This is a genomic window from Paraburkholderia sp. AV2 (assembly GCF_054968425.1).
The window spans coordinates 44054-70596 of sequence record NZ_JBANLK010000026.1 but is presented as its reverse complement, the minus strand read 5'-3'; the positions used below and the strand labels follow the sequence as shown (position 1 = coordinate 70596).

Annotated in this window: 28 protein-coding genes; 13 read left to right on the top strand and 15 right to left on the bottom strand. The window is 66.4% G+C overall.

Features of this window, described 5'->3' with window-relative positions; translation table 11 throughout:
* Positions 1–66 precede the first annotated feature (66 nt).
* From V8683_RS18695 to V8683_RS18685, 3 genes are all read left to right on the top strand, one after another.
* The gene (locus tag V8683_RS18695; RefSeq protein WP_411190127.1) at positions 67–681 is read left to right on the top strand and encodes a DUF4126 domain-containing protein; all 615 of its coding nucleotides are present in this window, start codon (positions 67–69) and stop codon (positions 679–681) included.
* Positions 678–3314 (top strand): ABC transporter permease, encoded by a 2637-nt coding sequence (locus V8683_RS18690; protein ID WP_411190126.1) that lies wholly within the window; start codon positions 678–680, stop codon positions 3312–3314. The genes V8683_RS18695 and V8683_RS18690 overlap by 4 nt, the downstream gene beginning before the upstream one ends.
* Before the next feature lie 113 nt (positions 3315–3427).
* Positions 3428–3937, top strand: coding sequence for a MarR family winged helix-turn-helix transcriptional regulator (locus V8683_RS18685; protein WP_411190125.1), 510 nt, complete (start codon positions 3428–3430; stop codon positions 3935–3937).
* Between the two features lie 31 nt (positions 3938–3968).
* On the opposite strand, the gene V8683_RS18680 is transcribed toward V8683_RS18685, so the two are convergent.
* The 5 genes from V8683_RS18680 to V8683_RS18660 form a co-directional block, all read right to left on the bottom strand.
* Positions 3969–4691, bottom strand: a complete 723-nt coding sequence (locus V8683_RS18680; protein ID WP_411190124.1) for an SDR family NAD(P)-dependent oxidoreductase — start codon at positions 4689–4691, stop codon at positions 3969–3971.
* Positions 4692–4722: 31 nt separating this feature from the next.
* Positions 4723–6375 (bottom strand): AMP-binding protein, encoded by a 1653-nt coding sequence (locus tag V8683_RS18675; protein ID WP_411190123.1) that lies wholly within the window; start codon positions 6373–6375, stop codon positions 4723–4725.
* A 12-nt stretch (positions 6376–6387) separates the two neighbouring features.
* Positions 6388–6870 (bottom strand): aromatic-ring-hydroxylating dioxygenase subunit beta, encoded by a 483-nt coding sequence (locus V8683_RS18670; RefSeq protein WP_411190122.1) that lies wholly within the window; start codon positions 6868–6870, stop codon positions 6388–6390.
* A gap of 17 nt (positions 6871–6887) precedes the next feature.
* Positions 6888–8207: an aromatic ring-hydroxylating oxygenase subunit alpha gene (locus tag V8683_RS18665; RefSeq protein WP_411190121.1), complete on the bottom strand. Its 1320-nt coding sequence runs from the start codon at positions 8205–8207 to the stop codon at positions 6888–6890.
* Between the two features lie 62 nt (positions 8208–8269).
* Positions 8270–9268 (bottom strand): PDR/VanB family oxidoreductase, encoded by a 999-nt coding sequence (locus V8683_RS18660; RefSeq protein WP_411190120.1) that lies wholly within the window; start codon positions 9266–9268, stop codon positions 8270–8272.
* Positions 9269–9473: 205 nt separating this feature from the next.
* On the opposite strand from V8683_RS18660, the gene V8683_RS18655 reads away from it, so the two are divergent.
* The 5 genes from V8683_RS18655 to V8683_RS18635 all read left to right on the top strand — a co-directional run bounded on the left by V8683_RS18655 (position 9474) and on the right by V8683_RS18635 (position 13068).
* Entirely contained in the window at positions 9474–10637 is a 1164-nt protein-coding gene (locus V8683_RS18655; RefSeq protein WP_411190119.1) for a thiolase family protein, read from the top strand.
* A complete protein-coding gene (locus V8683_RS18650; RefSeq protein WP_411190118.1) occupies positions 10634–10945 on the top strand; it encodes a Zn-ribbon domain-containing OB-fold protein in 312 nt (103 codons plus the stop codon). Before V8683_RS18655 ends, V8683_RS18650 begins: the two co-directional genes overlap by 4 nt.
* Before the next feature lie 121 nt (positions 10946–11066).
* Positions 11067–11477 carry a group II truncated hemoglobin gene (locus V8683_RS18645; protein ID WP_027795496.1) on the top strand — a complete coding sequence of 137 codons (411 nt, stop codon included), beginning with the start codon at positions 11067–11069 and terminating at the stop codon, positions 11475–11477.
* A gap of 242 nt (positions 11478–11719) precedes the next feature.
* Positions 11720–12451, top strand: a complete 732-nt coding sequence (locus V8683_RS18640) for an alanyl-tRNA editing protein (RefSeq protein ID WP_411190117.1) — start codon at positions 11720–11722, stop codon at positions 12449–12451.
* On the top strand, positions 12448–13068 hold the full coding sequence (locus tag V8683_RS18635; protein ID WP_411190116.1) for a DUF924 family protein: 621 nt from the start codon (positions 12448–12450) through the stop codon (positions 13066–13068). The genes V8683_RS18640 and V8683_RS18635 overlap by 4 nt, the downstream gene beginning before the upstream one ends.
* A gap of 28 nt (positions 13069–13096) precedes the next feature.
* Here the strand turns inward: V8683_RS18635 and V8683_RS18630 are convergent, their stop codons facing one another.
* From V8683_RS18630 to V8683_RS18585, 10 genes are all read right to left on the bottom strand, one after another.
* Complete coding sequence (locus tag V8683_RS18630; RefSeq protein WP_411190115.1) at positions 13097–13843, bottom strand: SDR family oxidoreductase; 747 nt, start codon at positions 13841–13843, stop codon at positions 13097–13099.
* Positions 13844–13889: 46 nt separating this feature from the next.
* On the bottom strand, positions 13890–14474 hold the full coding sequence (locus V8683_RS18625; RefSeq protein ID WP_411190114.1) for an LOG family protein: 585 nt from the start codon (positions 14472–14474) through the stop codon (positions 13890–13892).
* Entirely contained in the window at positions 14471–15196 is a 726-nt protein-coding gene (locus V8683_RS18620) for a TetR/AcrR family transcriptional regulator (protein WP_411190113.1), read from the bottom strand. Before V8683_RS18620 ends, V8683_RS18625 begins: the two co-directional genes overlap by 4 nt.
* A gap of 183 nt (positions 15197–15379) precedes the next feature.
* Entirely contained in the window at positions 15380–16000 is a 621-nt protein-coding gene (locus V8683_RS18615; protein WP_411190582.1) for a diacylglycerol kinase, read from the bottom strand.
* A 163-nt stretch (positions 16001–16163) separates the two neighbouring features.
* Positions 16164–17195 (bottom strand): glycosyltransferase family 4 protein, encoded by a 1032-nt coding sequence (locus V8683_RS18610; protein WP_411190112.1) that lies wholly within the window; start codon positions 17193–17195, stop codon positions 16164–16166.
* A gap of 107 nt (positions 17196–17302) precedes the next feature.
* Entirely contained in the window at positions 17303–18250 is a 948-nt protein-coding gene (locus V8683_RS18605) for a UDP-2,3-diacylglucosamine diphosphatase (RefSeq protein WP_411190111.1), read from the bottom strand.
* 124 nt (positions 18251–18374) lie between these two features.
* A complete protein-coding gene (locus tag V8683_RS18600) occupies positions 18375–18905 on the bottom strand; it encodes an RDD family protein (protein ID WP_411190110.1) in 531 nt (176 codons plus the stop codon).
* A 101-nt stretch (positions 18906–19006) separates the two neighbouring features.
* A complete protein-coding gene (locus tag V8683_RS18595) occupies positions 19007–19789 on the bottom strand; it encodes a DUF3106 domain-containing protein (RefSeq protein ID WP_411190109.1) in 783 nt (260 codons plus the stop codon).
* A 16-nt stretch (positions 19790–19805) separates the two neighbouring features.
* Complete coding sequence (locus tag V8683_RS18590) at positions 19806–20261, bottom strand: DUF3619 family protein (protein WP_411190108.1); 456 nt, start codon at positions 20259–20261, stop codon at positions 19806–19808.
* Entirely contained in the window at positions 20258–20821 is a 564-nt protein-coding gene (locus tag V8683_RS18585) for an RNA polymerase sigma factor (protein ID WP_411190581.1), read from the bottom strand. The genes V8683_RS18590 and V8683_RS18585 overlap by 4 nt, the downstream gene beginning before the upstream one ends.
* Before the next feature lie 334 nt (positions 20822–21155).
* On the opposite strand from V8683_RS18585, the gene V8683_RS18580 reads away from it, so the two are divergent.
* The 5 genes from V8683_RS18580 (at position 21156) to pssA (ending at position 26348) form a co-directional block, all read left to right on the top strand.
* The gene (locus tag V8683_RS18580) at positions 21156–22940 is read left to right on the top strand and encodes an acetolactate synthase 3 catalytic subunit (protein WP_411190107.1); all 1785 of its coding nucleotides are present in this window, start codon (positions 21156–21158) and stop codon (positions 22938–22940) included.
* Positions 22941–23055: 115 nt separating this feature from the next.
* Entirely contained in the window at positions 23056–23547 is a 492-nt protein-coding gene (gene ilvN, locus V8683_RS18575) for an acetolactate synthase small subunit (protein ID WP_027795483.1), read from the top strand.
* Positions 23548–23637: 90 nt separating this feature from the next.
* Positions 23638–24654 (top strand): ketol-acid reductoisomerase, encoded by a 1017-nt coding sequence (ilvC, locus tag V8683_RS18570; RefSeq protein ID WP_411190106.1) that lies wholly within the window; start codon positions 23638–23640, stop codon positions 24652–24654.
* 150 nt (positions 24655–24804) lie between these two features.
* Entirely contained in the window at positions 24805–25458 is a 654-nt protein-coding gene (locus tag V8683_RS18565) for a phosphatidylserine decarboxylase (protein ID WP_027795481.1), read from the top strand.
* A gap of 11 nt (positions 25459–25469) precedes the next feature.
* Positions 25470–26348, top strand: a complete 879-nt coding sequence (gene pssA / locus V8683_RS18560; RefSeq protein ID WP_411190105.1) for a CDP-diacylglycerol--serine O-phosphatidyltransferase — start codon at positions 25470–25472, stop codon at positions 26346–26348.
* Positions 26349–26543: the final 195 nt, after the last annotated feature.

The following is a 26543-nucleotide window of genomic DNA, read 5'->3' as shown; positions in this document are numbered from 1 at the left end:
TAACCCCATAACACTGCTGCGCGCCGCAGGCGCGATGGCTCTCCGTGCCACGCGAGGAGACAAGCCATGCTGGAACCCCTTTCGCTTGCCGCGGGCCTGTCGTGGGGCAGCGGCCTGCGCCTCTATCTCACGGTGTTCATGGCCGGCGTGATGGAGCGGCTCGGCCTGATCCATTTGCCCGACACCCTGGCCGCTCTCGGTTCGCCGTGGGTGATCGGCGTCGCCGCCGCGCTCACCATCTTCGAATTCCTCGCCGACAAGATTCCCGCGTTCGATTCGCTCTGGGACGCGCTCCACACCTTCATTCGCATTCCGGCCGGCGCCGTGCTCGCCGCCGGCGCGATGGGGCATGCCGATCCGACCGTGCTCGCGATTGCCGCGCTGGCGGGCGGCACGCTCGCCGGCACCGCGCACCTGGCCAAGGCCGGCACGCGCGCGCTCATCAATCTCTCGCCGGAGCCGGTTTCGAACGTCGTCACGTCGAGCGCCGAGGATGGCATTACCTTCGTTGGTCTGTTGCTGGCGTTCTTCGTGCCGCTTCTGTTTCTCGTGCTGCTCGCGGGTTTCCTCGTGCTCGCCGCGTGGGCGCTGCCGCGCCTGTGGCGCGGCGTGCAAGGCGGCTTTCGCGGCATGGCGGCGCATATGGTCTCGCGCTTCTCGCTGCGGAGCCGCCACGATTGAGCGGCGCCGCTCACTCTTCGTCTCCTGCGAAGCCCGCGCGTAGCGACGGCGGCCCAGGGTCGCCGCAGGCGCAGGCGGCTCCCGGCATCCGCGATATCGTGCGGCTCGCTGCCCGCATGACCGCGCGCGACTGGCGCGCGGGCGAACTGACGATGCTGCTCCTCGCGCTGGTGCTGGCCGTGGCGGCGCTCGCCAGCGTGGGCTTTCTCGCCGACCGCCTTCAGCGCGGGCTGGAGCGCGACGCGCGCCGCATGATCGCCGCCGATTTCATCGTGCGTGCCGACCATCCCGTCGATCCGATGTTTTTGCGAGAGGCCCGGTCGCTCGCGCTGCGCACCGCGACCACGGCTATTTTCCCGAGCATGGTGAGCGCCGATGCGGCCGGCGGTCAGCCGCTGTCGCGTCTCGCGGCGATCAAGGCGGTCTCGCCGGAGTATCCGCTGCGCGGCGCGCTGCGGATCGGGACCGGCGAAACCGTTCCCGGTGCCCCCGATCGCGAGGCCCAGGGCATTCCGCCGCCCGGCACGGTCTGGGTGGACGACGAACTGCTCGACGCGCTCAAGCTGCATATCGGCAGCACTGTGAAGGTGGGCAACCGCAACTTCATCGTGGGCGCGGTCATCACGCGCGAACTGGATCGCGGCTTCTCGTTCGTCAACTTCTCGCCGCGTCTCATGATGCGGGCCGACGAGCTGGCCTCCACGGGCCTCGTCACCTATGGCAGCCGTGTCGTGTACCGCTTGCTCGTCGCGGGTGCCGATCCTGCTGTCGCACAGTTCGCCGAGTGGGCGCATGCCCGCGTGGACGGCGGCAAGATGCGCGGCGTGGGCCTCGAATCGCTGCACGACGGCCAGCCGCAGGTGCGCGAGACGCTCGAGCGCGCGCGCCACTTCCTCACGCTCGTCTCGCTCCTTACGGCGCTGCTTGCCGCCGTGGCCATCGCGATGGCGGCGCACCGCTATACGCGGCGCCATCTCGACAGTTGCGCCGCCATGCGGTGCCTCGGCGCGAGCCAGCGTACGCTGCGCGCGCTCTTCGTCCTCGAATTTCTCGGACTTGGCCTCCTGGGCGGCGCAGTCGGCGTCGTGCTGGGCTATGCGGGCCACTACGCATTGCTCGTCTGGCTCGGCAATCTGATCAGCGTCCAGTTGCCATATCCGGGCCCGCTGCCCGCGCTGGAAGGCGTTGCGGCCGGGCTCGTACTGCTGCTCGGCTTTGCGTTGCCGCCGCTGTTGCCGCTCACCCGCGTGCCGCCCGTGCGCGTGCTGCGCCGCGAGTGGGGCGAGGCGGGGCGCACCGCGTGGGCCGCCTATGGCGTGGGTATCGTGCTCTTCGCAGGACTCCTCGTGATTGCCGCTGGCGAACTCAAGCTCGGCGGTATCGTGGCGGGCGGTTTCGCAATCGGACTAGTCGTCTTCGCGGGTGTCGCGCGACTCGCGCTCTGGTGCGCGGCGCGCCTTGCGCGCAGCGAGCGCCTGGGCGGCCAGGTGCGCGCCGGCGTGGGCTGGCGGTATGCGCTGGCTTCACTCGAGCGGCGCCCCGGTGCGAGCGCGCTGCAAATCACGGCGCTCGCCGTCGGCCTCATGTGTCTCCTGCTGATTGCGATGACACGCAACGACCTGATCGACGGCTGGCGCAAATCGACCCCGCCCGATGCACCGAACGAATTCCTCATCGACATCCAGCCCGACCAGCACGACGCCGTGGTGGCCTGGCTGGGCGCGCACGGCTTCGCGGATGCCGCGCTCGAGCCGATGGTGCGCGGCCGACTCATCTCGATCAACGGCAAGCCTGTGGATCCCGAGCACTACAAGAGCGAGGATGCGAAGCGGCTCGTGGACCGCGAGTTCAACCTCTCGTACACGACCCACCTGCCCGACGACAATCGCATCACCGCCGGCAACTGGTATGGCGAAACGAGCGCGCCGCAGCTTTCGATCGAGGCGGGACTCGCGAAGCTGCTGGACGTGAAGCCGGGCGACGTGCTCAAGTTCGACGTGACCGGGCTCGAAGTGACGGCGCCCGTCACGAGCGTGCGCAAGCTCGACTGGGGTTCGTTCAAGGTCAACTTTTTCGTGCTGATGCCGCCCGCGCTGCTGCGCGACTTTCCGGCCACCTACATCACGAGCTTCCATCTGCCGGATACGCGGCGTAGCGTCGTGGACTCGCTCGTGGCGCAGTATCCGAACGTCACGGCTATCGACATCGCTCCGATCCTCGCGCAGATTCAGCGCATGCTCGAACAGGTGATCGGCGCCGTGCAGTTCCTCTTTCTCTTTACGCTCGCGGCGGGCGTGCTGGTGCTGTATGCCGCGCTGGCCGGCACGCGCGACGAGCGCATGCGCGAGTCGGCGCTGCTGCGCGCATTGGGCGCGTCGCACCAGCAGGTGCGCGCGGTGCAGGTGGCGGAATTCGTCGCGGTAGGCGCGCTGGCGGGCCTCATGGCGGCCATCGGCGCCCAGATCGTGGGCGCCCAGCTCGCGACGCGCGTGTTCCAGTTCTACCTGCCGTTCGATCCTTGGCTCGTGCCGGCCGGCATCGCGGCAGGCGTGGCCTGTGCGGGCGTGGGCGGATGGATCAGCTTGCGCCACGTGCTCGCGCGGCCCGCGCTGCAGTCGCTGCGCGACGCGTGAGCGGCTCGATTGCCGTGCGCGTTTAGTCTGCGCGCGCGTCCCTCGCTGCCGTTGCCGTCGTTTTTCTCGTCGTTTGCCTTTATGATGCCGGGGCACTTCTCGTCCAGAAGACCATGACCACCGACACGATCAAGCCGCGCCGCACGAAGACGGCTACGGCACCGACCGAGGCGCCCGAGGCATCAGGCCCGGCCGCCGGGCTGCGCTTTCTCGATACCTATCTTGCCGCGCTGCTCGCGCGCGCGAGCAGCCTCATCTCCGACGAATTTCACGCGACGCTCGCGCGCAAGAAGATTCCGGCGCTGCAATGGCGCGTGCTCGCGTGCCTCTCGGACGGCCCGCTGCCGATGGGCGACCTGGGGCGCCTGATCCTCGCGAAGCAGCCGACCGTCAGCAAGCTGATCGATCGCATGGAGGCGGGCGGGCTCGTCGTACGCCAGGAGGATCCGGCCAGCCGCCGGCGCACGCTCGTCGCCCTCACGCCGCACGGCGGCAAGCTCGCGGCGGAGCTGGTCGCGCTCGCGCTGGAGCACGAGGCCTCGGTGCTGTTGCCGTTTCCGCCCGAGGTCGCGAAGCTGTTCGTCGGCGTGCTGCGGCAACTGATCGAGCAGCATACGAAATAGCGCTGGCACAACCGATGCACGCGGGCCGCGTTCAGAGTGCGAGGCTCCCCGTGCTCGTGCCGCCGCACACGTAGAGCGTTTGCCCCGTAACGAAGCCGTTTTCCGGGGCGGCGAAGAACATGGCCGCGCGCGCAATGTCGTCGGGCCGGCCGAGCCGCCGCACGGGAATGCTTGCCGCCATGTGCGCGGCCTTTTCGCTGTTCGCGGGCACGATCTCGTGGAACATGCCGGTTTCCACCGGGCCGGGTGCGATCGCGTTCGCGGTGATGCCGAGCGGTCCGAGTTCGAGCGCCCAGGTGCGTACGAGGCCGAGCATGCCTGCCTTCGTCGCCGAGTAGGCGGTGCGCGTGGCGAGTCCGAGCGCGGCGCGCGACGAGATCAGCACGAGCCGTCCAAAGTGCTCCGCCTGCATCGCGGGCAGCATGGCCTGGGCGAGCGTAACGGGCGCGGCCAGATGCAGGTTCGTGAGCGCGATGAGGTCGTCGTGCGCGACGTCGGGCAACAGCGCAGGGCGAATCACGCCGGCGTTGTGGATCAGCGTCGTGGGCGCGTGGCGCGCTGCGACTTCGGCGGCGACGGCGCGCGTGGCCGCCGCGTCGCACAGATCGACTTCGATGGCATGCAGTTTCGGGTGTCCCGGCGCGCCGCCGCGCCGGTCGAGCGAAACGACTTCGTAGCCGGCTTCGAGCAGATGCTCGACGATGGCCCGGCCGATGCCGGCGTTGCCGCCGGTGACGATGGCTGCGCGATTCATGGCGATTCCTGTGGTGTTCATGGGCGAGGTGTCAGTCCTGGCGCCGTTTCATCGAGCGGGTGTCGATGCAGCGCGGCGTGCCGGGCAGCGTGCTCGCGAGTTCCTTGAGCGCCGCGCGCTGCACTTTCTGCGTGCCGGTGAGCGGCAGGGCCTCCACGAATGCCACGTAGCCCGGCGCCTTGAAATAGGCAAGCTGTGCGAGGCACAACTGCGTGAGCGCGGCGGCCGTCTCGTCGAGCGCGTCTGCCGCGAGCGGCTCGCGCGTCATCACGCACGCGAGGACCTCGTCGCCGCGCACCGGGTCGGGCGTGGCGGCAACCGCCACATCCGCGACCAGGGGATGCCGGCGCAGCACGCTCTCCACCTCGACGGCGGAGATGTTCTCGCCGCTACGGCGAATCACGTTCTTCTTGCGGTCGACGAAATACAGATGTCCGTCGATATCCTGGCGCACGATGTCCCCCGTATGGAACCAGCCGGCCTCCCATGCCGACGCCGTTGCTTCGGCATCCTTGAGATATTCGAGAAAGAAGCCGCGACGCGGTTCGGGGCCGCTCGCGCGCACCCAGAGCTCGCCGGGCGTGCCAGGCGCGACCGGCGTGCCGTCATCGCCGACGATGCGCACGTCCAGCGCCGCCTCGGGCTTGCCGAAGCACGACTGGCCGACATGGCGCGGCTCGCGGTTGGCGATCACGACGGCGCCCGCGCCGGTCTCGGTCATGGCCCAGGCTTCGAGCAAGGGAATGCCGAAGCGCGCTTCGAACGGCGCATGCAGGGTCTTGTCCACGCCCGCGCCGAAGCCGAAGCGCACTTCGTGGCGGTGGTCGTCGGCATGCTCAGGCGCACCCAGCAGCATGGCCGGCATGACGCCGAGGTAATGCATGAGGGTCGCGCGCGAGGCGCGTACGCTGTCCCACCACGTGCGCGGATGAAAGCGGTCAAGTGCGACGATCGCGCCGCCCGCGAATATCATCGCCATCGTCGAGTAGGCCATGGCGTTCATGTGCGTCATCGGCAGCGGCGTGATGAGGCGCTCGGCTCCCGGCCGCAGCGTGCACAGACCGCCGATGCGGTTGTACCAGACGCCCGCGAGCAGGAAGTATTCATTGGGCAGCACGCATGCCTTCGGACGGCCTGTTGTGCCAGAGGTATAGAGCAGCGCGCATTCGGTGCCCGTGTCCGGCACGCCGCTACGCGCGGGCGTGGTGGTGTGCGGGATCGCGTGGGTGTCCGCTTCGCATAGCACGACGGCGCGGCGCGCAGCCGCCGCGGCCGCGCGCAGGTCCGCATGACGCGCGGCGGGCGCGATTGCAAGGTCCAGTTCGCTGTGACCGGTGATGTATTCGAGCTCGGCGGCACGCAGTTCGGTGGAAAGCGGCACCACGGAAACGCCGAGCGCATTGAGCGCGAGCCAGTGCGTGAAGAAGGCAGGGCGATTCTCGAGCATCAGGCCGGCGCGATGGCCGGGGCCGAAGCCCGCGGCGCGATAGCGCCCGGCGAGCGCGTCCACGCGTTCGAGCGCTTCGCCATAGCGCAGCGCGCCAGACTCGATGCCGTAGACCTGCGCGGTCTCGGGCAGCACGACGAGGAAGTCGTGCTCGGGATAGCGTCTCGCGCTGGCCGCAAACGCGGCGTAGACGGACGGGAAGGGCAGCGCTTCGTGTTGGATTCGATCGGCAGACACGTTGCTGGGTCCTCACATGAAAAGCTGCACGGACGGCAGCGCCGCGTCGCAGTTGAGCAGGTCGATACGCTTCTCGCGAATGCGCAGCGTGCCGCCTTCGTCGATCAGGTGATGGCGCGCGACGCCCGTGAAGACCAGTTGCTCGTCGCCGCGCGCTTCGGCGTAGATGAACGGCGTGCGCAGACGAAAGCCGGCGGCGTCCGCGGCTTCCACTTCGGGACGCTGCAGCACATGCTGGCAACGGCTTTCGGGCTGCTGCGAGAACGCGCGCGGCGCTTTCAGACGCTCCACGCGCAGCTTCAGCAACAAGCGATCCTCGTACATCAGCGAGGCGTGGTTCAGGCCGTCCGGCTGGTTCGGCGCGAGCGGGATCCAGTAGAGACCGTCGGCGGCGAAGAGTTCGTACCAGGCGTCGAAGTGCTTTTCGTCGAGCAGGCGCGCCTCGTGGTAGATGAAATCGATCAGCGCGTCGCGCCGGGCGGGGGATGTCGTCATCGCGTGCGTCCTCGGGATCATTGGGCGCGCTCGGGCACCATGTAGCGTGCCCACGCGCGGAACTGGTTGCGCATCGAGATCTCGCTCGTGCCGTTGACGGTTTGATCCTTCGCCTCGGCTTCGTCCGCGCGATAGTCGCGATGCAGGCTCACCCAGTCGTTGCCGCTTGCCCGCAAGCCTTCCTGGATCGCGCGATAGACGTGCAGATCGTCGTGGCCCACGACCGACATCGGCGAATTGATGAGGCGCGAGTAGGTGAGCGTGCGTTGCAGAAGCGCGTCGGGTGCGCCCTTGAGGCGGAACGTCCACGATTCGATCAGCGTCTTGTCGGGCGCGATCGGGCGCACCACGCGGATCGCCTGGATGGCGCCTTTGATCGTGAGGCTCGGGTAATAGACGGTGTTGTGGCGTGCGGTGCCGAGCACGGACTTCGCCTTTTCCTCGCCCCATGCCTCGACAAGTTTTTGCTCGTAGTCGGGCAATGCCGAGTAGCTCGAATGGATCGAGAAATTCACGCCCGTGTAGCTGTGGCCGTTCTCGAACACGCGCATACCCATGCCGTCGAAGAACGCGTAGTCGGAGACGAACGGCACGAACTGCTCGATCGCCATTGGCTTCGGTTCGTCGGCGGGCTTGCCGTCCCATAGCTTCTTCGCCGTACCCGCCGAGGACTCGTGCGCCACCATCGGGTGCATCGTGTCGTTCAGGTTTTCGACGAACATCTTCCAGTTGCAGTTGTGCAGGTAGCGCAGGCAGCCGCCCGCGATTTCGAGTTCGCCTTCGGGCGAACGGTCGGCCATGTTGTCGATGGACGAAAGCGAGTCGCCGAAGTATTCGGCAAACGACGGCCCTTCATCGGCGAGACGCACGAACACGAAGCCGCGCCAGGTCTCGACGTTGGCGACCGCATGCAGCCCCTGGCCCGAGGGGCAATCGGCGAGGCGGGTGCCTTCGTAGCCGTTTTTCAGAGGAATCGCGAGCGGTTTGCCATCGGTCTTGTACGTCCAGGCGTGATACGGACAGCGAAAGAATTTGCCGGTGTTGCCGTGCGGTGCGCTGACGAGCCTGGCTCCCTTGTGCGCGCAACGATTCTTCAGCACGCGCAGGCTGCCGTCGCCCTGGCGGACCATCACGAGCGGCTCGCCCGCGATGTCGACGGTGAGGTAGTCCCCGGGCGCCGGCACCTGACTCGCGTGGCCCGCGTAGACCCACGTGCGGCGCCACAGGCGCTCCATTTCCAGATCGAATACTTCCTGGTCGAGATAGACGTCGCGATGGACCTGATCCGGCTCGACGAGCGCGGCGAGGGCGCCGTCGTCTTCGCGGTAGCGGGGCATGGAGAGCTCCTGGGCGTGGAAAGGGCAGTAGATGGCAACAGGGATGGCGAAAGCGTGCGTCGTTACGCGTCGAGAACGAGCCGCGTGCCGCACGCGCGCGACACGCAAGGGTGCATCAGCTTGCCCGCGCGCTTTTCGCTTTCGCTCAGACAGTAGTCCCGATGATCGACCGAGCCCTCGATTACACTCACCTGACACACGCCGCATTCGCCGCGCTTGCAGTCGTAGAGCGGATCGAGGCCGTGGGCGAGCATTGCATCGAGGATCGTTTGCGAGGGCGCGACGTGCAGCGTCACACCTGACTGGCGCAGCTCGACTTCGAAGGCGGTGTCGCCGGTTTGCGGCGCGACGGTTGCGAACAGTTCGGAACGGATCGACTCGCGCGGCCACCCGCGTGCCGTGGCGAGCGCGATGGCGGCGTCGATCAGGCCTTGCGGGCCGCAGAGGTAGAGCGGCTGGGTGGGCGCGAGGGTGTCGATGAGGCGGGCGAGATCGAAGCGATCCGCCGCGAGTACGGCGTCGTCACCGTAGAGATGCAGACTGTCACCCGCGATGGCGCGTATTTCGTCGACGAAGGCGAGCTGCGTGATCGAGCGGCCGGTGTAATGCAGTGCGAAACGATGTCCGCGTGCGGCGAGGGCCGCGGCCATCGAGGCAATCGGCGTAATGCCGATGCCCCCCGCGATCAGGACGGCATCGTCGCGGGCGCCGAGCGAGAACCCATTGGCGGGCGACGTGATCCGCAGCGTGCGGCCGGCTTGGGCTTCGTCGTGCATCCACCGCGATCCGCCGGCACCGGTGTCTTCGCGGCGCACCGCGATCAGGTAGTGATCGGGGGTATGTTCCGCGGCGGCGTTGCCCGCGAAGTCCACGAGCGAGTACGCCCGCCAGTCGGTCTGGCCCTGCGGATGGACCTCCACGCGCACATGGGCGCCGGCCGTGTAGCCCGGCAGCGCATGACCATCGGCGGCGCGCAGCCGGAAGGCGGTGACGTGCGGCGTAAGCGGCTGCACCGCTTCGACCACGACCTCGAAAGCATCGGCGACGGTTGCGGTGCTCATCGTTCGGCTCCTTGCGTGACAGCCGGTTGGCGGGATGTCATGGGGCGTCTCCTGTCCGCCTGTCAGGCGGAGGATGCATGATCCGGTCTGCGGGGCTTACGGGCGATCTGGCGTTCTACGCGTAAACCCTTTAGATTCGAAAATATGAAATTTCATGTGTTTTATTGGATAATAAAAGCCATCGACTGTCAAGCAAGGAGGCAGCATGCAGCGCGATTTCGAAGGCGCGGCCATTGTGTGTGGCGTCGAAGTGCCGTACCGCCGGCAGGCGCCGGATCTCATCACGGGCGACCTGCTGGCCCAGGCGTTCGACGCGGCTCTCGCGCAATCGGGCTTTTCGGCACGCGACGTGGACGGCCTCGGCGTGGCGTCGTTCACGCTCGCACCCGATCACGCCATCGACATGGCCTGGCGGCTTGGCCTGAGCCCCCGCTGGTGCATGGACGACTGCCACGGCGGCGCGAGCGCGATCAACATGCTGCATCACGCGGTCCGCGCGATACAGAATGAGGATGCCGAGGTCATTGTGCTGCTGAGTGGGGACCGTTTCGAGGCCGCCGATTTCAGGCAGCTCGTGGAGCACTACAACCTCACCACGCGCCGCTACCTGCGTCCGCTCGAAAACGGCGGCCCGAACAGTTTGTTCGCCATGCTAACGAAGCGGCATGCCCGGCGGCACGGTCTCGACGCGCGCGATTACGGTGCGCTGTGCGTGGCGCAGCGCGAATGGGCGTCCATGAATCCCGGAGCCGTATATCGAACGCCGCTGACGCTCGACGATTACCTGGTCGCCCCGCGCGTGGCCGATCCGTTGGGGCGTTTCGATTGCGTGCCGGTGGTGTGCGGTGCGAATGCGATCGTGGTGGCGCGCTCCGACCGTATTACGGCCGGTGCGCAAAGCGCGCCGGTACGGGTGCGCGCGCTGCAGTGCTGCTATAACCCCGATCACCAGGCGGGCGACGGCCTGCAAACGGGACTCGCCACGCTCGCTCCCGCGCTCTGGTCGCAGGCGGGTGTGGGCCCTGCCGATATCGACGTGATCTCGGTGTACGACGACTATCCCGTGATGTCGCTGATCCAGCTAGCCGATCTCGGTTTCGCGCCCGACGGAGACCTGCGCGCGTTGATCGCCCGCATCGCCTCGCGGGCGTTGCCGGTCAACACGTCGGGTGGTCAGCTTTCGGCGGGGCAGGCGGGGGCGGCGGGCGGCATGCATGGCCTCGTCGAGGCCATCGCGCAACTGCAGGGCGAAGCGGGCGCGCGTCAGGTCGGCAATGCCCGGCGCGCGCTGGTAAGCGGCTACGGCATGGTGCAGTATCGATACGGCATGTGCGCGAATGCGGTGGTGCTGGAGGGGCAAACGGCATGAACGAAACGACCCTGACGATTTTTCGCTGCCGAGCTTGCGGCGAGGCGCCGTTCCCGGCGCGCTACCGCTGCCCGCGTTGCGGCGCGGCCGACTGGGCGAGCGAACCCGCTTCGCTGGGCACAATAGAGGAATGCACGGTGGTGCGGCATCGCGTAGGCACGCAAGGCGCGGGCGATGTCCATTTGGCCAGCGTGCGCACGATGGTGGGCCCGGTCGTGATCGCGCGGCTCGACGGGCCGATGCGCGAGGGCGAGGCCGTCGCGCTGACGATCGACGACGACAGGCGCGTGCTGGCGCGGCGCACATAAGCGGCGGACCCGCGTCAGCGCGGCGCGCAGCCGCCGACGTGCCGCTATGCGAAAATCGTCGTTTCGGCTTGAGCGTCTCTGCGTCGGGCCCATTCTCAACGTTTTTGCATCGATTTTCCGTATGACCGATCCAGCCGACGAAGCGCCGCAGCAACCCGCGGCCTTCGAACTCGTCGGCGGCGAGGCGCGCGTGCGCGAGCTCGTCGACCGCTTCTATGACCTGATGGACCTCGAAGCTGACTTCGCAGGCATTCGCGCCTTGCATCCGCCGACGCTCGACGGTTCGCGCGACAAGCTGTTCTGGTTCCTGTGCGGCTGGCTTGGCGGCCCCGATCACTACATCGAGCGTTTTGGCCATCCGCGTTTGCGCGCGCGGCATCTGCCGTTCGCGATCGCCTCGTCGGAGCGCGACCAGTGGCTGCGCTGCATGGCCTGGGCGATGGAGGACGTCGGTTTGCCCGAGCCGCTGCGCGAACGCCTGCTGCATTCGTTTTTCGATACCGCCGACTGGATGCGTAACCGTCCGGGTTGAGGTGATGCGCCAGGGCCGTTCTGGCGCGATTGGCCCGGTTCACCCGCCGGTACAGTCCGGCAGGGCACGCGGTAACTGCATTTCGGCACGCCCCGCGTGCGGCTCATAATGTGGCGCTGGCACGATAAACCGCTTTGCATGGGACCGCGCTAAGGGCTAAAGCGCCAGGTGCGGTCGACAGCTTTGCATGGGACCGCACTAAGCGCTAAAGCGCCAAGTGCGGTCGACAGGAGACTCGAAGCATGACTACCCGCGCATTGTTTCGCGAAGATGCCTATCTGACGCACTGCGACGCCACGATCGTCGCCGTAGGCGAGGACGGCGTGCGTCTGGACCGGACCGTGTTTTATCCGCTCGGCGGCGGCCAGGCCGGCGATACCGGAGCGCTCGTGCTCGGCGACGGCACGCGCATCGAGATTGCCGACACGCGCAAGGCGAAGTTCGAGGGCGCCACCCCGGACGACGCTCTGCACGTGCCCGCCCCCGGCCAGGAGGCGTTGCTTGCGCGTCTTGGCGCAGGCGAGACAGTGCGTGCCGAAATCGACTGGGCACGCCGTCACCGTCACATGCGGCTGCATACGGCGAGCCACCTGATGTGCGCGGTGCTGCCGTATTCCGTGGACGGCTGCAGCATCACAACCGACTATGCGCGGCTCGATTTCGCGACGATCGAGCCGATCGAGCGCGAGATGGTGGAGGCGCGGCTGGCGGAGCTGGTGGCGGGCGCGCACCCGGTCGCGACGGAGTGGATCACCGACGAGGAAATGGCGGCGCGCCCCGAACTCGTGCGCACGATGAGCGTGAAGCCGCCGATGGGCCTCGGCCGCGTGCGGCTGCTGCGTATCGAGAGCGTGGATCTGCAGCCCTGCGGCGGCACGCACGTCCGCAACACGAGCGAGATCGGCGCGCTGCGCGTGGCGAAGCTCGAGAAGAAGAGCGCACGCACGCGGCGCCTCGTGCTGGAACTCGCATGACGCAAGGCGAGGCCTTGCCCGATGTGCGGGACGTGCTGGACTTCTGGTTCGGCGCGCCGGGGTCGGCCGAATACGGCACGGCGCGCAAGATGTGGTTTCGGAAGGACGAAGCGTTCGATGCGCGGCTGCGCGAGCGCTTCGGTGCTTTGCTGAATGCGGCATGCGCGGGCGAACTCGACGCGTGGGCCGCGACGCCTGAAGGCACGCTCGCGCTCGTGATCGTGCTCGACCAGTTCTCGCGCAACTGCCATCGCGGTACGCCGCGCGCGTTCGCCGCCGACGGCCGTGCCCTTGGCATGGCCCAGCGCCTCGTGGCAAGCGGAGAAGACCGCAGGCTCCCTACGCTCTATCACCGCGTGTTCGCGTATCTGCCGTTCGAGCATGCCGAATCGATGGAGGCGCAGCGCGAGTCGCTGCGCCTCTTCGGTGAACTGCGCGGTGAACTGCGCGGCGAACCGCGGCACGAGCCTCACGGCGAGAGCTACTACGACTACGCCGTGCGCCACGCAAGCGTTATCGAGCGCTTCGGACGCTTTCCGCACCGTAACGCGCAACTGGGGCGCGCGTCGAGCGAAGCCGAACGGGCTTTCCTGAGCGAGCCGGGCTCGTCGTTCTAGCGTGGGGCGAGCGGGGAAGCGTACTGATTCAGCGCCCGCCGCTCACATCGATAAGCGCGCCGCTCACGTACGAGGCGGCATCGCTCAGCAGCCACACGATCGTTTCGGCCACTTCGTCGGCGCTGCCGGGACGTCCGAGCGGCGTCTGCGCGCCGAGCACGGCCGCGCGCTCGGGGCGTCCGCCGCTCGCGTGGATCTCGGTGTCGATGAGGCCGGGACGCACCGCGTTCACGCGTATGCCTTGCGGGCCGAGTTCCTTGGCCAGACCGATCGTCATCGTGTCGATGGCGCCTTTGGAGGCGGCGTAGTCGACGTACTCGCCGGGCGAGCCGAGCCGGGACGCCGCCGACGACAGGTTCACGATGACACCGCCGTCGCCGCCGCGATCCTTCGACATGCGCCGTGCCGCTTCGCGTGCGCACAGGAACGCGCCGTAGACGTTCACGTCGAACACGCGCTTCATGCGTTCGGCGCTCATGTCGGCGAGCGGCGTGGACGGCGCGACGATGCCCGCATTGTTGACGAGTGCGTCGATGCGCCCATAGGCGCGTTCGAGCGTCTCGAACATCGCGATCACGTCCGCTTCGTTCGACACGTCGCCGTGCAGCACGCGTGCGTGACCGCCCGCGCGCCCGACTTCGGCTGCCGTTTCCTCGGCGGCCGGTTCGTTATGCTGATAATTGACGCCCACGGTCCAGCCGCGCGCGCCCAGGAGCCGGGCGGTCGCGCGGCCAATGCCGCGGCTCGCGCCGGTGATCAGGACGACCTTGCTCATCGGTGTGTCCCCATCGTGTGAAGGGTTGGGATTGAATCCGGTCGGGCTAGACCTTCTCGCGCATATCGGACCACTTGTCCTGCGCGGGCGCGCGGTAGCGTTCCAGCTTCTCGATGAGCGCGGCGGGCTCGCTGTCGACCTGCAGCAGATCGAAGTAGGTCTGGCGCATGAAGCCCTCGCGTACCGTATGCCGGAGCAGCGCGATGAGCGGGTCGTAGAAGCCGTCGATGTTGAGCACCGCGACGGGCTTGTGGTGATAGCCGAGCTGCGCCCACGTGTAGACCTCGAACAGCTCTTCGAGCGTGCCCGCGCCGCCGGGCATGGCGACGAACGCATCGGAGAGATCGGCCATCATCTTCTTGCGATGATGCATGTCGGGCACGACGTGCAGCTCCGAGAGTCCCTCGTGGCCCACTTCCTTGTTCACGAGCAGTTCGGGAATCACGCCGATCGCGCGGCCGCCTTCGGCCATCACGGTGTCGGCGATTACGCCCATCAGGCCCACCTTGCCGCCGCCGTAGACGAGGCCGAGGTCCGCCGCAACGAGTGCCCGGCCGAAAGCGCGGGCCGCTTCGGTGTAGACGGGACTGACTCCGTGCGAGGAGCCGCAATACACACAGACCGCTTTCATTCGCGCACGTCCTTGTTGTCACGCGCCGCGCCGTCGCGCGGCGGCAGGTAGTCGTAGAACTCGCGCTTTTCCAGCTTGCCCGAGACGAGGTCGTCGAAAAGCTGGCGCGCGCGTCCGCGCAGGTAGGGCGCCATCAGCGAAACGATCTGCACGCTCACCTGGTGGAGCTCGTCGCGAATCGCTTCCTGATCGTTGTACTTGCGCGGGTTCATCACGAACTGGTAGGAGAGCCAGTAGGTGGCGATCACGCCGATGTTGGTCGCCGTCACGTCGATCTCGGCGGGCGTGGCCACCATTTCGCCGTCCGCCACGAGCTGCTCGCAGAACTGCTTCGCGAAGTGCACCTTGTGGCTGATGATCTGCTTGAAGTGCATCTCCAGCGTGCGGTTGCGCGCGAGCAGATCGTTCAGGTCGCGGTAGAGGAAGCGGTAGCGCCACGTGAAATCGACCATGTACTGCAGATAGGCCCACATCTCGTCGATGGTTGCCCGATGGTCGTCGGGAAAGCGCAGCCGCTTTTCGATCTCCTGCTCGAACTGGCCGAAGATGCTGTTGATGATGTCGTCTTTGTTGCGGAAGTGGTAGTACAGGTTGCCTGGACTGATTTCCATTTCCTCGGCGATGGTCGTCGTGGTGACGTTGGGCTCGCCGATCTCGTTGAACAGTTTCAACGAGAGTTCGAGTATCCGTTCGCGTGTACGGCGGGGAGTTTTGGCTTCCATGTCGTCCGGCCCAGAAAGTGCCGGGCTTGCGCGCTGCTGCAGGTTTGCTGCTGCGTGGACAGCCCGGATACGGTTGGTCTTTTCAAGACTATCGAACGATTATAAACCGACGATTCGGCCTGTAAGGAATCGTAACGGGAGCGGGGCGCGGGCACCCATGCGCCCGGCATCGCGCGGCAGGGTTTACAGCGAGGCGAGCCAGCGTACGAGCGGCGGTCCGAAGAGCGGCACGAGGATCAGCCCCCATGTCATCACGCAGAGAACGAGCGCCACGGTGACGGCCGCGCTGCCGAGGTCCTTGGCGCGCTTCGAGAGCTCGTTGCGCTCGAGGCCGATGCGGTCGATGGCGTTTTCGATGCTCGAATTGATGAGTTCGACGATCAGCACGAGCATCACCGAACCGAGCAGCAGCACGCGCGCCACGGGCTCCACCGGGATGACGAGGCCGATCGGCAGGAGAATGGCCGCGAGCGTGAGTTCCTGGCGGAACGCGCTTTCCTCCTCGATCGCCACGCGAAAACCTGCAATCGAGTTTTTGAGCGCGTGCCAGGCGCGCGTCACGCCGCGATTGCCCTTGTAGGGATTGAACGGCGGCGGCGCGAGCGGATCGTCCGGGCCGAGCGGTTCGTGGGGTTCGTGCGGATCGACGGGCTCGGCGGCGTCGTGGTGCGAGAGCGGCGGCTGGGGCGCTTCGTCCACGGCAGCGCCGGCCGCGTTGTCGGGATGATCGGGCGCGGCGCGCCGCTGCAGCGCGACGGCGGCGGGCTGGGCGGATCCCTGCGGTGAAGGCGAGCGTGGCGGCATGGCGGTGCGAGCGGTCGCACCAGTATCGCACGCCGCCCGGGTCGCTGCGCCGGACGCATCCGCCGCGGCAACCGCCTTGGGGGTGTTGGTGGGCTGATCCTGCGCGCCCTCGCGGGTGGGCACGCGCGCAGTCGAAGGCCGGGTCATCGCGAACCTCCCGGCTTCAGGCCGTGGCGCTCGATTCCTGCATCGTCGTGCGCGGCCGCGGCTTGAGGTGCGACGCGAACTGCTCGGACGCGGCGCGCCACGAGAAGCGCTCGGCCCATGCGCGCGCCGTGGCGCGGTCGATCTTGAGCGCTTCGAGGCAAGCTTCGCGCAGATCCTCGTTCATCGCGCCCGCGTGGCCGTTGCCGAGCACATCGATCGGGCCCGTCACCGGATAAGCGGCGACCGGCGTGCCGCAGGCAAGCGCTTCGAGCAGCACGAGGCCGAAGGTATCGGTGCGGCTCGGGAACACGAACACGTCGGCGGCGGCGTAGACCTTGGCCAGCTCCGGCTGACTCAGCACGCCGAGGTAGTTCGCCTGCGGATAGCGCGACTTCAGCTCGGCGAGCGCCGGACCCTCGCCGCAGACCCACTTCGAACCCGGCAGATCGAGCTTGAGGAACGCCTCGACGTTCTTCTCCACGGCCACCCGGCCCACATAGAGAAAGATCGGGCGTGCCGTGTTGAGCACCTTCGAATCCATCGGCTCGAAGATGTCGAGATCGACGCCGCGCGTCCACAGCACGACGTTCGTGAAGCCGAACTTCTCCAGGTCGGCCTTCACGACCGGCGTGGGCGCCATCACCGCGAGCGAAGGCTTGTGAAACCAGCGCAGGAAGCGATAGGTGGCCGAAAGCGGAATGCCGAAGCGGGCCTGCACGTACTCGGGAAAGCGCGTGTGATAGGCGGTCGTGTACGGCAGGTCGTGTTCGATCGCGTAGGCGCGCGCGGCGAGGCCGAGCGGGCCTTCGGTGGCGATATGCAGCGCATCGGGACCGAACTCGTCGATGCGCTTGCGCAGATGGCGCTTCGGAAGCAGCGAAAGACGGATCTCGGGGTAGGTCGGGCACGGGATCGTGCGGAATTCCAGCGGCGTAAGCAGGTCGACCTGATGCCCGAGCGCGATCAGCTCGCGCGTCGTGTTCTTGAGCGTCCGTACTACGCCGTTGACCTGCGGCTCCCATGCATCGGTCACGATCATTACTTTCATCGGTCGTCGGCTCTCTCGTATTGCGGTTGTTCTGTCCGGCCGGCCAGGCTGGCCCGGCTGCGGGCACGAAGGCGATCCGCACTCCTCGCGGATCGCCGGGCGCGCGTTCAGGCGCTGATGCGCGCCTTGCGCGAGGCGCCTTGCGCCTCGGGAGCCTGCATCACCGTCCAGTAGACGATGCGCAGTTCGCCCTCGAAGGTTTCGACGAGCGCCGAGAGGCTTTCCACCCAGTCGCCGTCGTTGCAGTACAACACGCCGTCGATGTCGCGGATCTCGGCTTTGTGGATGTGGCCGCAAACCACGCCGTCGCAGCCGCGGCGGCGCGCTTCGTCCGTCATCACGCGCTCGAACGACGAGATGAAGTTCACGGCGTTCTTCACCTGGTGCTTGAGGTACTGCGAGAGCGACCAGTACTGGAAGCCCAGTTTCGCGCGGATGCGGTTGAACCAGCGGTTCAGCACGAGGATCACCGTGTACGCCGAGTCGCCGAGGTAGGCGAGCCATTTGGCGTGCTGGATCACGCCGTCGAACAGATCGCCGTGCACGACCCACAGGCGCTTGCCGGCGAGCGTCGTGTGAAACGCCTCGTCGCGCACGTGGATGTCGCCGAACGCGAGGTTGCAGAACTGGCGCGCCGCTTCGTCGTGATTGCCCGGGATGTACACGACCTGAGTGCCCTTGCGCGCCTTGCGCAGCACTTTCTGCACCACGTCGTTGTGCGCCTGCGGCCAGTACCAGCCCTTCTTCAACTGCCAGCCGTCGATGATGTCGCCGACGAGGTACAGGTATTCCGACTCGTTGTGACGCAGGAAGTCGAGCAGGTAGTTCGCCTGGCAGCCGTTCGATCCGAGGTGGATATCGGAGAGCCAGATGGTGCGGTAGCGATGCGGGGCGGGATGGTCGTCGTCGTGGGGGCCGGTGGCGGTATCGGTGGAGATCGGCGGCGGCGGTGGGGAAAAAGTGGCGCCGCCAGAGCCGGAGTGAAAAGCGGCGGGGTCGGTGGCCGGTCCGGTGGTCTGCCGGAACAGCGTGGTCGCGGTCGGGTTCTGGGCCATGGCTCGCGCTGCGGGTTTGCAATACGCGCATTGCGCCATGCGGGCGTGACGGTGCCGTGACAGTCACAAGATGTTCTTGTTACGCAGTCCTGCGGTGCTGCGAAATGTTGCAAAACCGCGAGAGCTAGCGCGGCACGGCGGCGATGCGCGTGCCGGCGATACGGTCGTGCAGAAATTGGCGGCTCGTACCGAAGCGCGCGCTTGCGACCCAGAGCGCGAACCAGACGACCGCGAGCAGGAGCGTACGCGGAATCGAGAGATCGAAGAGCGGATGCAGCGCGAGCGGCGGGAGGAACCAGAGCCAGGCGGCGAGGTAGCGCAGCGTCGCGCGTGGGAGCGATGGCGGGGCGTCGTGCGGGCCGACCACGCGCAGGCGCCAGGTTTTCATCGGCAGCGTTTGCCCGCCGCGGTGCCAGAAGCCGACGAAGTAGACGCCGGCGACGATCGCGATCCAGACCGACATCAGGTGATGATAGGTGAGCCCGTTGCGCTGGCCGAGGGCGAGGCTGAACGCGAGTCCGGCGATGAAGATCACGCCGAACAGCAGCACGCTTTCGTACAGGAGCGCGGCAAGGCGCCGGCGGATGGACGGGGGCGTCCCGGCGTTCGTGGCGGAAGGGGACGCTTGCACCTCGGCAATGGCGGGTTCGGTCACGGTGGCGCCGGAAGTCGGAAAAGGGGGGGAGGACAGGATGCCTCAAGCATACCTGCGAACGCCCCCGTTCCGGCAACCAGGGGAAAGCAGCGGGAGGGGGCTTACGAACCCTTGTACACCGCGGATGCTTCGGCGGCCGGCGAAACGGGAGCGGGCGCGGCCGGCGCGTAGCTTGCGGCCGGGGGGATTGCCGCGGTGGCTGCCGGCGCGTTCATGGCGCCCGGCGCCGAACCCGGGCGCACGCCCGGCACCAGCGGTGCGGAAGCCGGCGAGTGCGGCTGGTTGCGGCGATCGCGTTCGTCGACGAGGCGGTCGATGTCGCGGACCTCGCTCTTGGTGCTGCTAGGCGGTGCGCTGACGACCGTGCGGCGCTTGCGCTCGGTCGCGGCAAGCTTCGCCTTCTGCTCGGGCGAGAGCTGCTGATAGTCCTTCCAGGCACGCTGGCGCGCCTGCGCCGGCAGTTCTTTCGACACCTGATAATTTTCGCGCGCGACACGCCGCTGCTCGGGGGTCATGCGGACCCATTCGGTCATGCGGTCATGCAGTCGCTTTTGTGCATCTGTCGTCAACTTCGGGTAACGCGCGGCGATTCTCAGCCACTTCTTCCGGCGCTCGTCGCTGAACTTGTCCCATTCCAGAGCGAACGGCGCGAGCGCCGTGTGCTGCGCATCGGTAAGATTTGCCCAGGCGAGGGGATCCTTGCGGCCCGGCAGGGGCGTAAAGGCCGTGGCGATCGACGTGTCGACCGAGGCTCCGCTGGCCGGCGTGCTGGCCGCCGCGCCAGGCGCGGCTTCGGGGTGAAAGCGCGGATAGGTCGCCACATACGACACGAGTGCCGCGACTACCGATCCAATCGCTACGGCCAGGCCGCGCTTGTAGCTCACCCCGTGCGTCTCCCCGTTAATGCGATCGCGACAGGTAGGCGTTGAAGCCGTGATCGAGATACGCAGTGAGCGGCAGGTCGTCGCTCAGCATGGCGGCGTCGATATCGGCAAGCTCGGCCGTGCGCTGCTGATCTTCGAAATACGCGATGGCGAAGAGGCCCGCCACGAGCGCGACGAGCGGCCAGGCGAGCACGAGGCGCGCAAACGGCGACCGGCGGCGCGGTGCGGCAAGACCGCCGGGTATTCCGACGCCGGTAGAAAAGCCAGCAGAAGCACCGACAGCGGCGCCGGCAGGTGCGAGCGCCGGCACGCGCACGAACACCAGCTCGGCCTTCTTGTGGGCGAGCGCGGTACGACGGGCGGCGGCGAGGCGATCCGTAGCGGAGGCGGGCAGGCCGGCGGCACTCTCGTCGAGGGCACGGCGCAGCTCCCGCACGAACTCTAGTTCTTTGTTTTCGAGAGTGGAGCTCATAGCGTGATTCCTTTTGCCTTGAGCGCTTGTGCCAGCGTGTGGGTAGCCCGGGAGCAGTGCGTTTTCACACTGCCTTCGGAGCAGCCCATCGCGGCGGCAGTCTCGGCGACATCCATATCTTCCCAATAACGCATGAGAAACGCCTCCCGTTGACGTGCCGGTAATTTCTGGATCTCCTGGTCGATCAGGTTGAGAACCTGTTCCCGTTCCAGTTGCTGTTCGCTGCTTTCGGCGCCCGCGGATCCCTGCTCGGCCTCGAAGATTTCGAGCGGGTCGAAGTCCTCGTCGTCGGCGTTGCCGAGCGAGGAGAACAGGCTCACCCAAGTATTGCGTACTTTTTGCCGGCGAAAATAATCATGTGTCGCATTTTGCAGGATGCGCTGGAACAGCAGCGGGAGTTCCGCTGCCGGTCGGTCTCCGTATTTTTCCGCGAGCTTGATCATCGCGTCCTGCACGATATCGAGCGAGGCGTCGTCGTCCCGCACGGCGTAGACCGTCTGCTTGAACGCGCGTCTCTCGACGCCCGCCAGAAAATCGGCGAGTTCTTTGTCTGATGCCATCCGTTGCAGGGCGCCGCCACCAGAGCGTACGCGTAATCGTTCGAAAAATGTCGTAAAACTCGCGGATGCTAGCAAATTTTCGCGCTCACGGGGTAATGGCGCGGCCAGACTGCGGTTAGATAATGGAATTTGCGTCATGCATGGACTGCAAGAATTGCTTGACCAGTGGGGCACGAGTCGCTATCTTCGACGGTTCGCAACATAAGTGACTTGTCTCAATTCGGATGTGGCCCAAGAAGCTCATCTGTCAACTGGACGCGCCGCTTGAACCCGAGCCACAAGCCCGGCAGAGAGCACCCGATCAATTTTTTGCCGAAAATTCGAAAGGTGAACGATGAATATGCCCAGCGCGGAATTCTCCACGTCGGTTTCCCCCGTTTCAAACGAATCTGACCCTCATGGCCAGCAAGGCCAGTCCATCGGCGGAACCGTGCTGATGAAGGCGCTCGCCGACGAGCAGGTCGAATTCATCTGGGGTTATCCCGGCGGCTCGGTACTCTACATCTACGACGAGCTGTACAAGCAGGACAAGATTCAGCACGTGCTCGTGCGCCACGAACAGGCAGCCGTGCACGCGGCCGACGCCTACGCCCGCTCGACCGGCAAGGTCGGCGTGTGTCTCGTGACTTCGGGCCCCGGCGTCACCAATGCGGTGACCGGCATCGCGACGGCCTATATGGACTCGATCCCGATGGTGGTCATCAGCGGCCAGGTGCCTACCGCCGCGATTGGTCAGGACGCCTTCCAGGAGTGCGACACGGTCGGCATCACGCGCCCTTGCGTGAAGCACAACTTCCTCGTGAAGGACGTGCGCGATCTCGCCGCCACCGTCAAGAAAGCTTTCTACATTGCGCGCACCGGCCGTCCCGGCCCCGTGCTGATCGACATTCCGAAGGACGTGTCGAAGACGCCGTGCGCGTACGAACCGATCAAAAGCATCGCGCTGCGCTCGTACAACCCGGTCACGAAGGGCCACTCGGGGCAGATCCGCAAGGCGGTTTCGCTGCTGCTGACGGCCAAACGTCCGTATATCTATACCGGTGGCGGCATCATCCTCGCCGATGCGTCGCGCGAGCTGAACCAGTTCGCGGACCTGCTTGGCTATCCGGTCACGAACACGCTGATGGGGCTGGGCGGCTACCGCGCGAGCGACCGCAAGTTCCTCGGCATGCTCGGCATGCACGGCACGTTCGAAGCCAACATGGCGATGCAGCACTGCGACGTGCTGATCGCGATCGGCGCGCGCTTCGACGACCGCGTGATCGGCGACCCGGCGCACTTCGCCTCGCGCCCGCGCAAGATTATTCACATCGACATCGACCCGTCGTCGATCAGCAAGCGCGTGAAGGTGGATATCCCCATCGTCGGCGACGTGAAGGAAGTGCTCAAGGAGCTCATCGAGCAACTCCAGCACGCCGAGCACGGCCCCGATACGGTCGCGCTTGCCGACTGGTGGAAGGACATCGAAGGCTGGCGCGAGAAGAACTGCCTGAAGTTCGACCGTTCGAGCGAGATCATCAAGCCGCAGTACGTGGTGGAAAAGGCGTGGGAGCTCACGGGCGGCAACGCGTTCGTGTGTTCGGACGTGGGCCAGCACCAGATGTGGGCTGCGCAGTTCTACCGCTTCAACCAGCCGCGCCGGTGGATCAATTCCGGCGGCCTTGGCACGATGGGCTTCGGCCTGCCGGCGGCGATGGGCGTGAAGATGGCGCACCCGGACGACGACGTGCTGTGCATCACGGGCGAAGGCTCGATCCAGATGTGCATTCAGGAGCTGTCGACCTGCAAGCAGTACGACACGCCCGTGAAGATCATCTCGCTGAACAACCGCTACCTCGGCATGGTCCGCCAGTGGCAGCAGATCGAATACAGCAAGCGCTATTCTCATTCGTACATGGATGCGCTGCCGGACTTCGTGAAGCTCGCCGAGGCGTACGGCCACGTCGGCATGCGGATCGAAAAGACCGCTGATGTGGAGCCGGCGCTCAAGGAAGCGCTGCGCCTGAAGGACCGCACGGTGTTCCTCGATTTCCAGACCGACCCTTCCGAAAACGTCTGGCCGATGGTTCAGGCCGGCAAGGGCATCACCGAGATGCTGCTCGGTTCGGAAGACCTGTAACGGTATTTGCACGGCGCCGTTTCGACCTCGCGCGGCGCGCGTCCACACAAAGGGCGCGCGGGTTCGCGGGGAAGGGCGGCAGTCAAGCTCCACTGGATAAATCGCGGATTACACCATGAGACACATCATTTCCGTTTTGCTGGAAAACGAGCCGGGCGCGCTTTCGCGCGTGGTCGGACTCTTCTCCGCACGCGGCTACAACATTGAAACCTTGACGGTGGCGCCGACCGAAGACCGTTCGCTGTCGCGCATGACCATCGTTTCCATTGGCTCGGACGACGTGATCGAACAGATCACGAAGCATCTGAACCGCCTGATCGAGGTGGTGAAAGTGGTCGACCTGACCGAGGGCGCCCACATCGAGCGCGAGCTAATGCTGATCAAGGTCAGGGCGGTTGGCAAGGAGCGTGAGGAAATGAAGCGGATGGCGGATATCTTCCGCGGCCGCATCATCGACGTCACCGAAAAGACTTACACGATCGAGCTGACGGGGGCGAGCGACAAGCTCGACGCGTTCATCGAGGCGATCGACGCCACCGCGATTCTCGAAACCGTCCGCACGGGCGGCTCGGGCATCGGGCGCGGGGAGCGCATCCTGAAGGTGTGACGACACCTCGCCATTCGTCGGATTCACATACGGCAGTACCGGATTTCTCAATTTTTTCGCTTATTTTTGTACTCTCGCCAGGGAACAGACATGAAAGTTTTTTACGACAAGGACGCCGACCTCTCCCTCATCAAAGGCAAGCAGGTCACCATCATCGGTTACGGCTCGCAGGGCCACGCCCACGCGCTGAACCTCAAGGACAGCGGCGTGAACGTGACGGTCGGCCTGCGTAAGGGCGGCGCTTCGTGGAGCAAGGCCGAGAACGCCGGCCTCGCGGTCAAGGAAGTCGCCGAAGCCGTCAAGAACGCCGACGTCGTGATGATGCTCCTGCCCGACGAGCAGATCGCCGACGTGTACGCGAAGGAAGTGCACGCGAACGCCAAGAATGGCGCTGCGCTCGCCTTCGCGCACGGCTTCAACGTCCACTACGGCCAGGTGATTCCGCGCGCGGATCTGGACGTCATCATGATCGCCCCGAAGGCGCCGGGCCACACGGTGCGCGGCACCTACTCGCAAGGCGGCGGCGTGCCCCACCTGATCGCTGTCCACCAGGACAAGTCGGGCGCGGCGCGTGACATCGCCCTGTCGTACGCGGCAGCGAACGGCGGCGGCCGTGCCGGCATCATCGAAACGAACTTCCGCGAAGAAACCGAAACCGACCTGTTCGGCGAGCAGGCTGTGCTGTGCGGCGGTACGGTCGACCTGATCAAGGCCGGCTTCGAAACGCTGGTGGAAGCGGGCTACGCGCCGGAAATGGCGTATTTCGAGTGCCTGCACGAACTGAAGCTGATCGTCGACCTGATCTACGAAGGCGGCATCGCGAACATGAACTACTCGATCTCGAACAACGCCGAGTATGGCGAGTACGTGACGGGTCCGAAGATCGTGACGGCTGAAACGAAGAAGGCGATGAAGCAGGTGCTGACCGACATTCAGACGGGCGAGTACGCGAAGAGCTTCATCATCGAAAACAAGGCCGGCGCCCCGACGCTGCAATCGCGCCGCCGCCTGACGGCCGAGCACCAGATCGAGCAGGTCGGTGCGAAGCTGCGCGCGATGATGCCGTGGATCGCCGCGAACAAGCTCGTCGACCAGTCGAAGAACTGATCTGACCTTGCTCGTGCGGCCAGGCGGCCGGAGAATTTTTCGCAACGCCGCCGCGCCGCCGCCGCCAGTTCCAGCAAAAGCCGCCCAGGTGGGATGAAGCTTGGGCGGCTTTTGCTATCCTACGGTTTTTAAAAAAACACCGAAGCCACCATGAATTACCCTCACCCGATCATCGCCCGCGAAGGCTGGCCGTTCATCGCCATTGCGGCCGTCGTGGCGCTCTTGATCCATGCCGTCGCAGGGTTCGGCCTCGCGTGGCCGTTCTGGCTGATCCTCATCTTTGTCGTGCAGTTCTTCCGCGACCCGCCGCGCCCGATCCCGACCCAGGCCAACGCCGTGCTGTGCCCGGCCGACGGCCGTATCGTCGCCGTGGAGACCGCGCACGATCCGTACGCGAACCGCGAGGCGCTCAAGATCAGCGTGTTCATGAACGTGTTCAACGTGCACTCGCAACGCTCGCCGGTCGACGGCGCCGTTGCGAAGGTCGAATACTTCCCGGGCGCCTACCTGAATGCGGCCATCGACAAGGCTTCGACCGAGAACGAGCGTAACGCTGTCGTGCTGACGATGGCCGACGGCACCGTCGTCACCTCGGTGCAGATCGCGGGCCTGATCGCGCGGCGGATTCTCTGCTACGTGCGTTCGGGCGAGCCGCTCTCGCGCGGCCAGCGCTACGGCTTCATCCGCTTTGGCTCGCGTGTCGACGTGTATTTGCCGGTGGGCAGCCGTCCGCGTGTGTCGATCGGCGAGAAGGTGTCCGCTTCGTCGACGATCCTCGCCGAACTGCAAACGCAATCGGCATAAGGAGGGTTGCGATGGCCGGACTCAAACCGCGTCGTCCCCGCAATGCGACGGGCGGACCGCTGCCGCGGCCGTTCCGCCGCAACAAGTCCTTGCAGGACCCGCCGATGGGCGTTGCGGCGACGCGCCGCGCCGCCCGTCAGCAGTTCCTGAAAAAGCGCGGCATCTACCTGCTGCCCAACGCGTTCACCACTGCGGCGCTGTTTTGCGGCTTCTTCGCGGTGGTGCAGGCGATGAACGTGCGCTTCGAAGTGGCGGCCATCGCGATCTTCGTGGCGATGGTGCTCGACGGCATGGACGGGCGCGTTGCGCGCATGACGCACTCGCAGAGCGCGTTCGGCGAGCAGTTCGACAGCCTTTCGGACATGGTGTCGTTCGGCGTCGCGCCCGCACTCGTGATGTACGAGTGGGTGCTCAAGGACCTCGGGCGCTGGGGCTGGCTCGCGGCCTTCGTCTACTGTTCCGGTGCCGCGCTGCGGCTTGCGCGCTTCAACACGAACATCGGCGTGGTCGACAAGCGCTTCTTCCAGGGCATGCCGAGCCCGGCGGCCGCGGCGCTGATTGCCGGCTTCGTCTGGCTGTCCACCGACAACCGCGTGCCGGTCAAGCTTGCCTGGCTGCCGTGGGTGGCGTTCGTGCTGACGATCTACGCGGGCGTGACGATGGTGTCGAACGCGCCGTTCTACAGTGGCAAGGCGCTCGACGTGCGGCACCGCGTACCGTTCGCGGCGATCCTGCTCGTGGTGGTGGCGTTCGTGCTCGTCTCGTCCGATCCGCCGCTGATGCTGTTCGGCCTGTTCGTGCTGTATGGCCTCTCGGGCTACGTGTTCTGGGCCTGGCAGGCCGCGCGCGGTCGCGCCAATCCGGCGCGTTCCTCGCCGCGCGACCGGTAGCACGGGCGCGTTTTACGCGACCCGGCACGCCCGCATTCGGGGCCGCTTTCGGCGGCCCCGGTCGTTTCCGGCGCTCGCTACGGTTCCCGGCCGCTCCGGGGCCCATCCGATTGCACTATCGGCCGAATCCGGCTATAGTCGGCGGCATGGCAACGATCTCGTTCCCCCTTCTTTCTCTTCAAGCCGGTGCGCTCC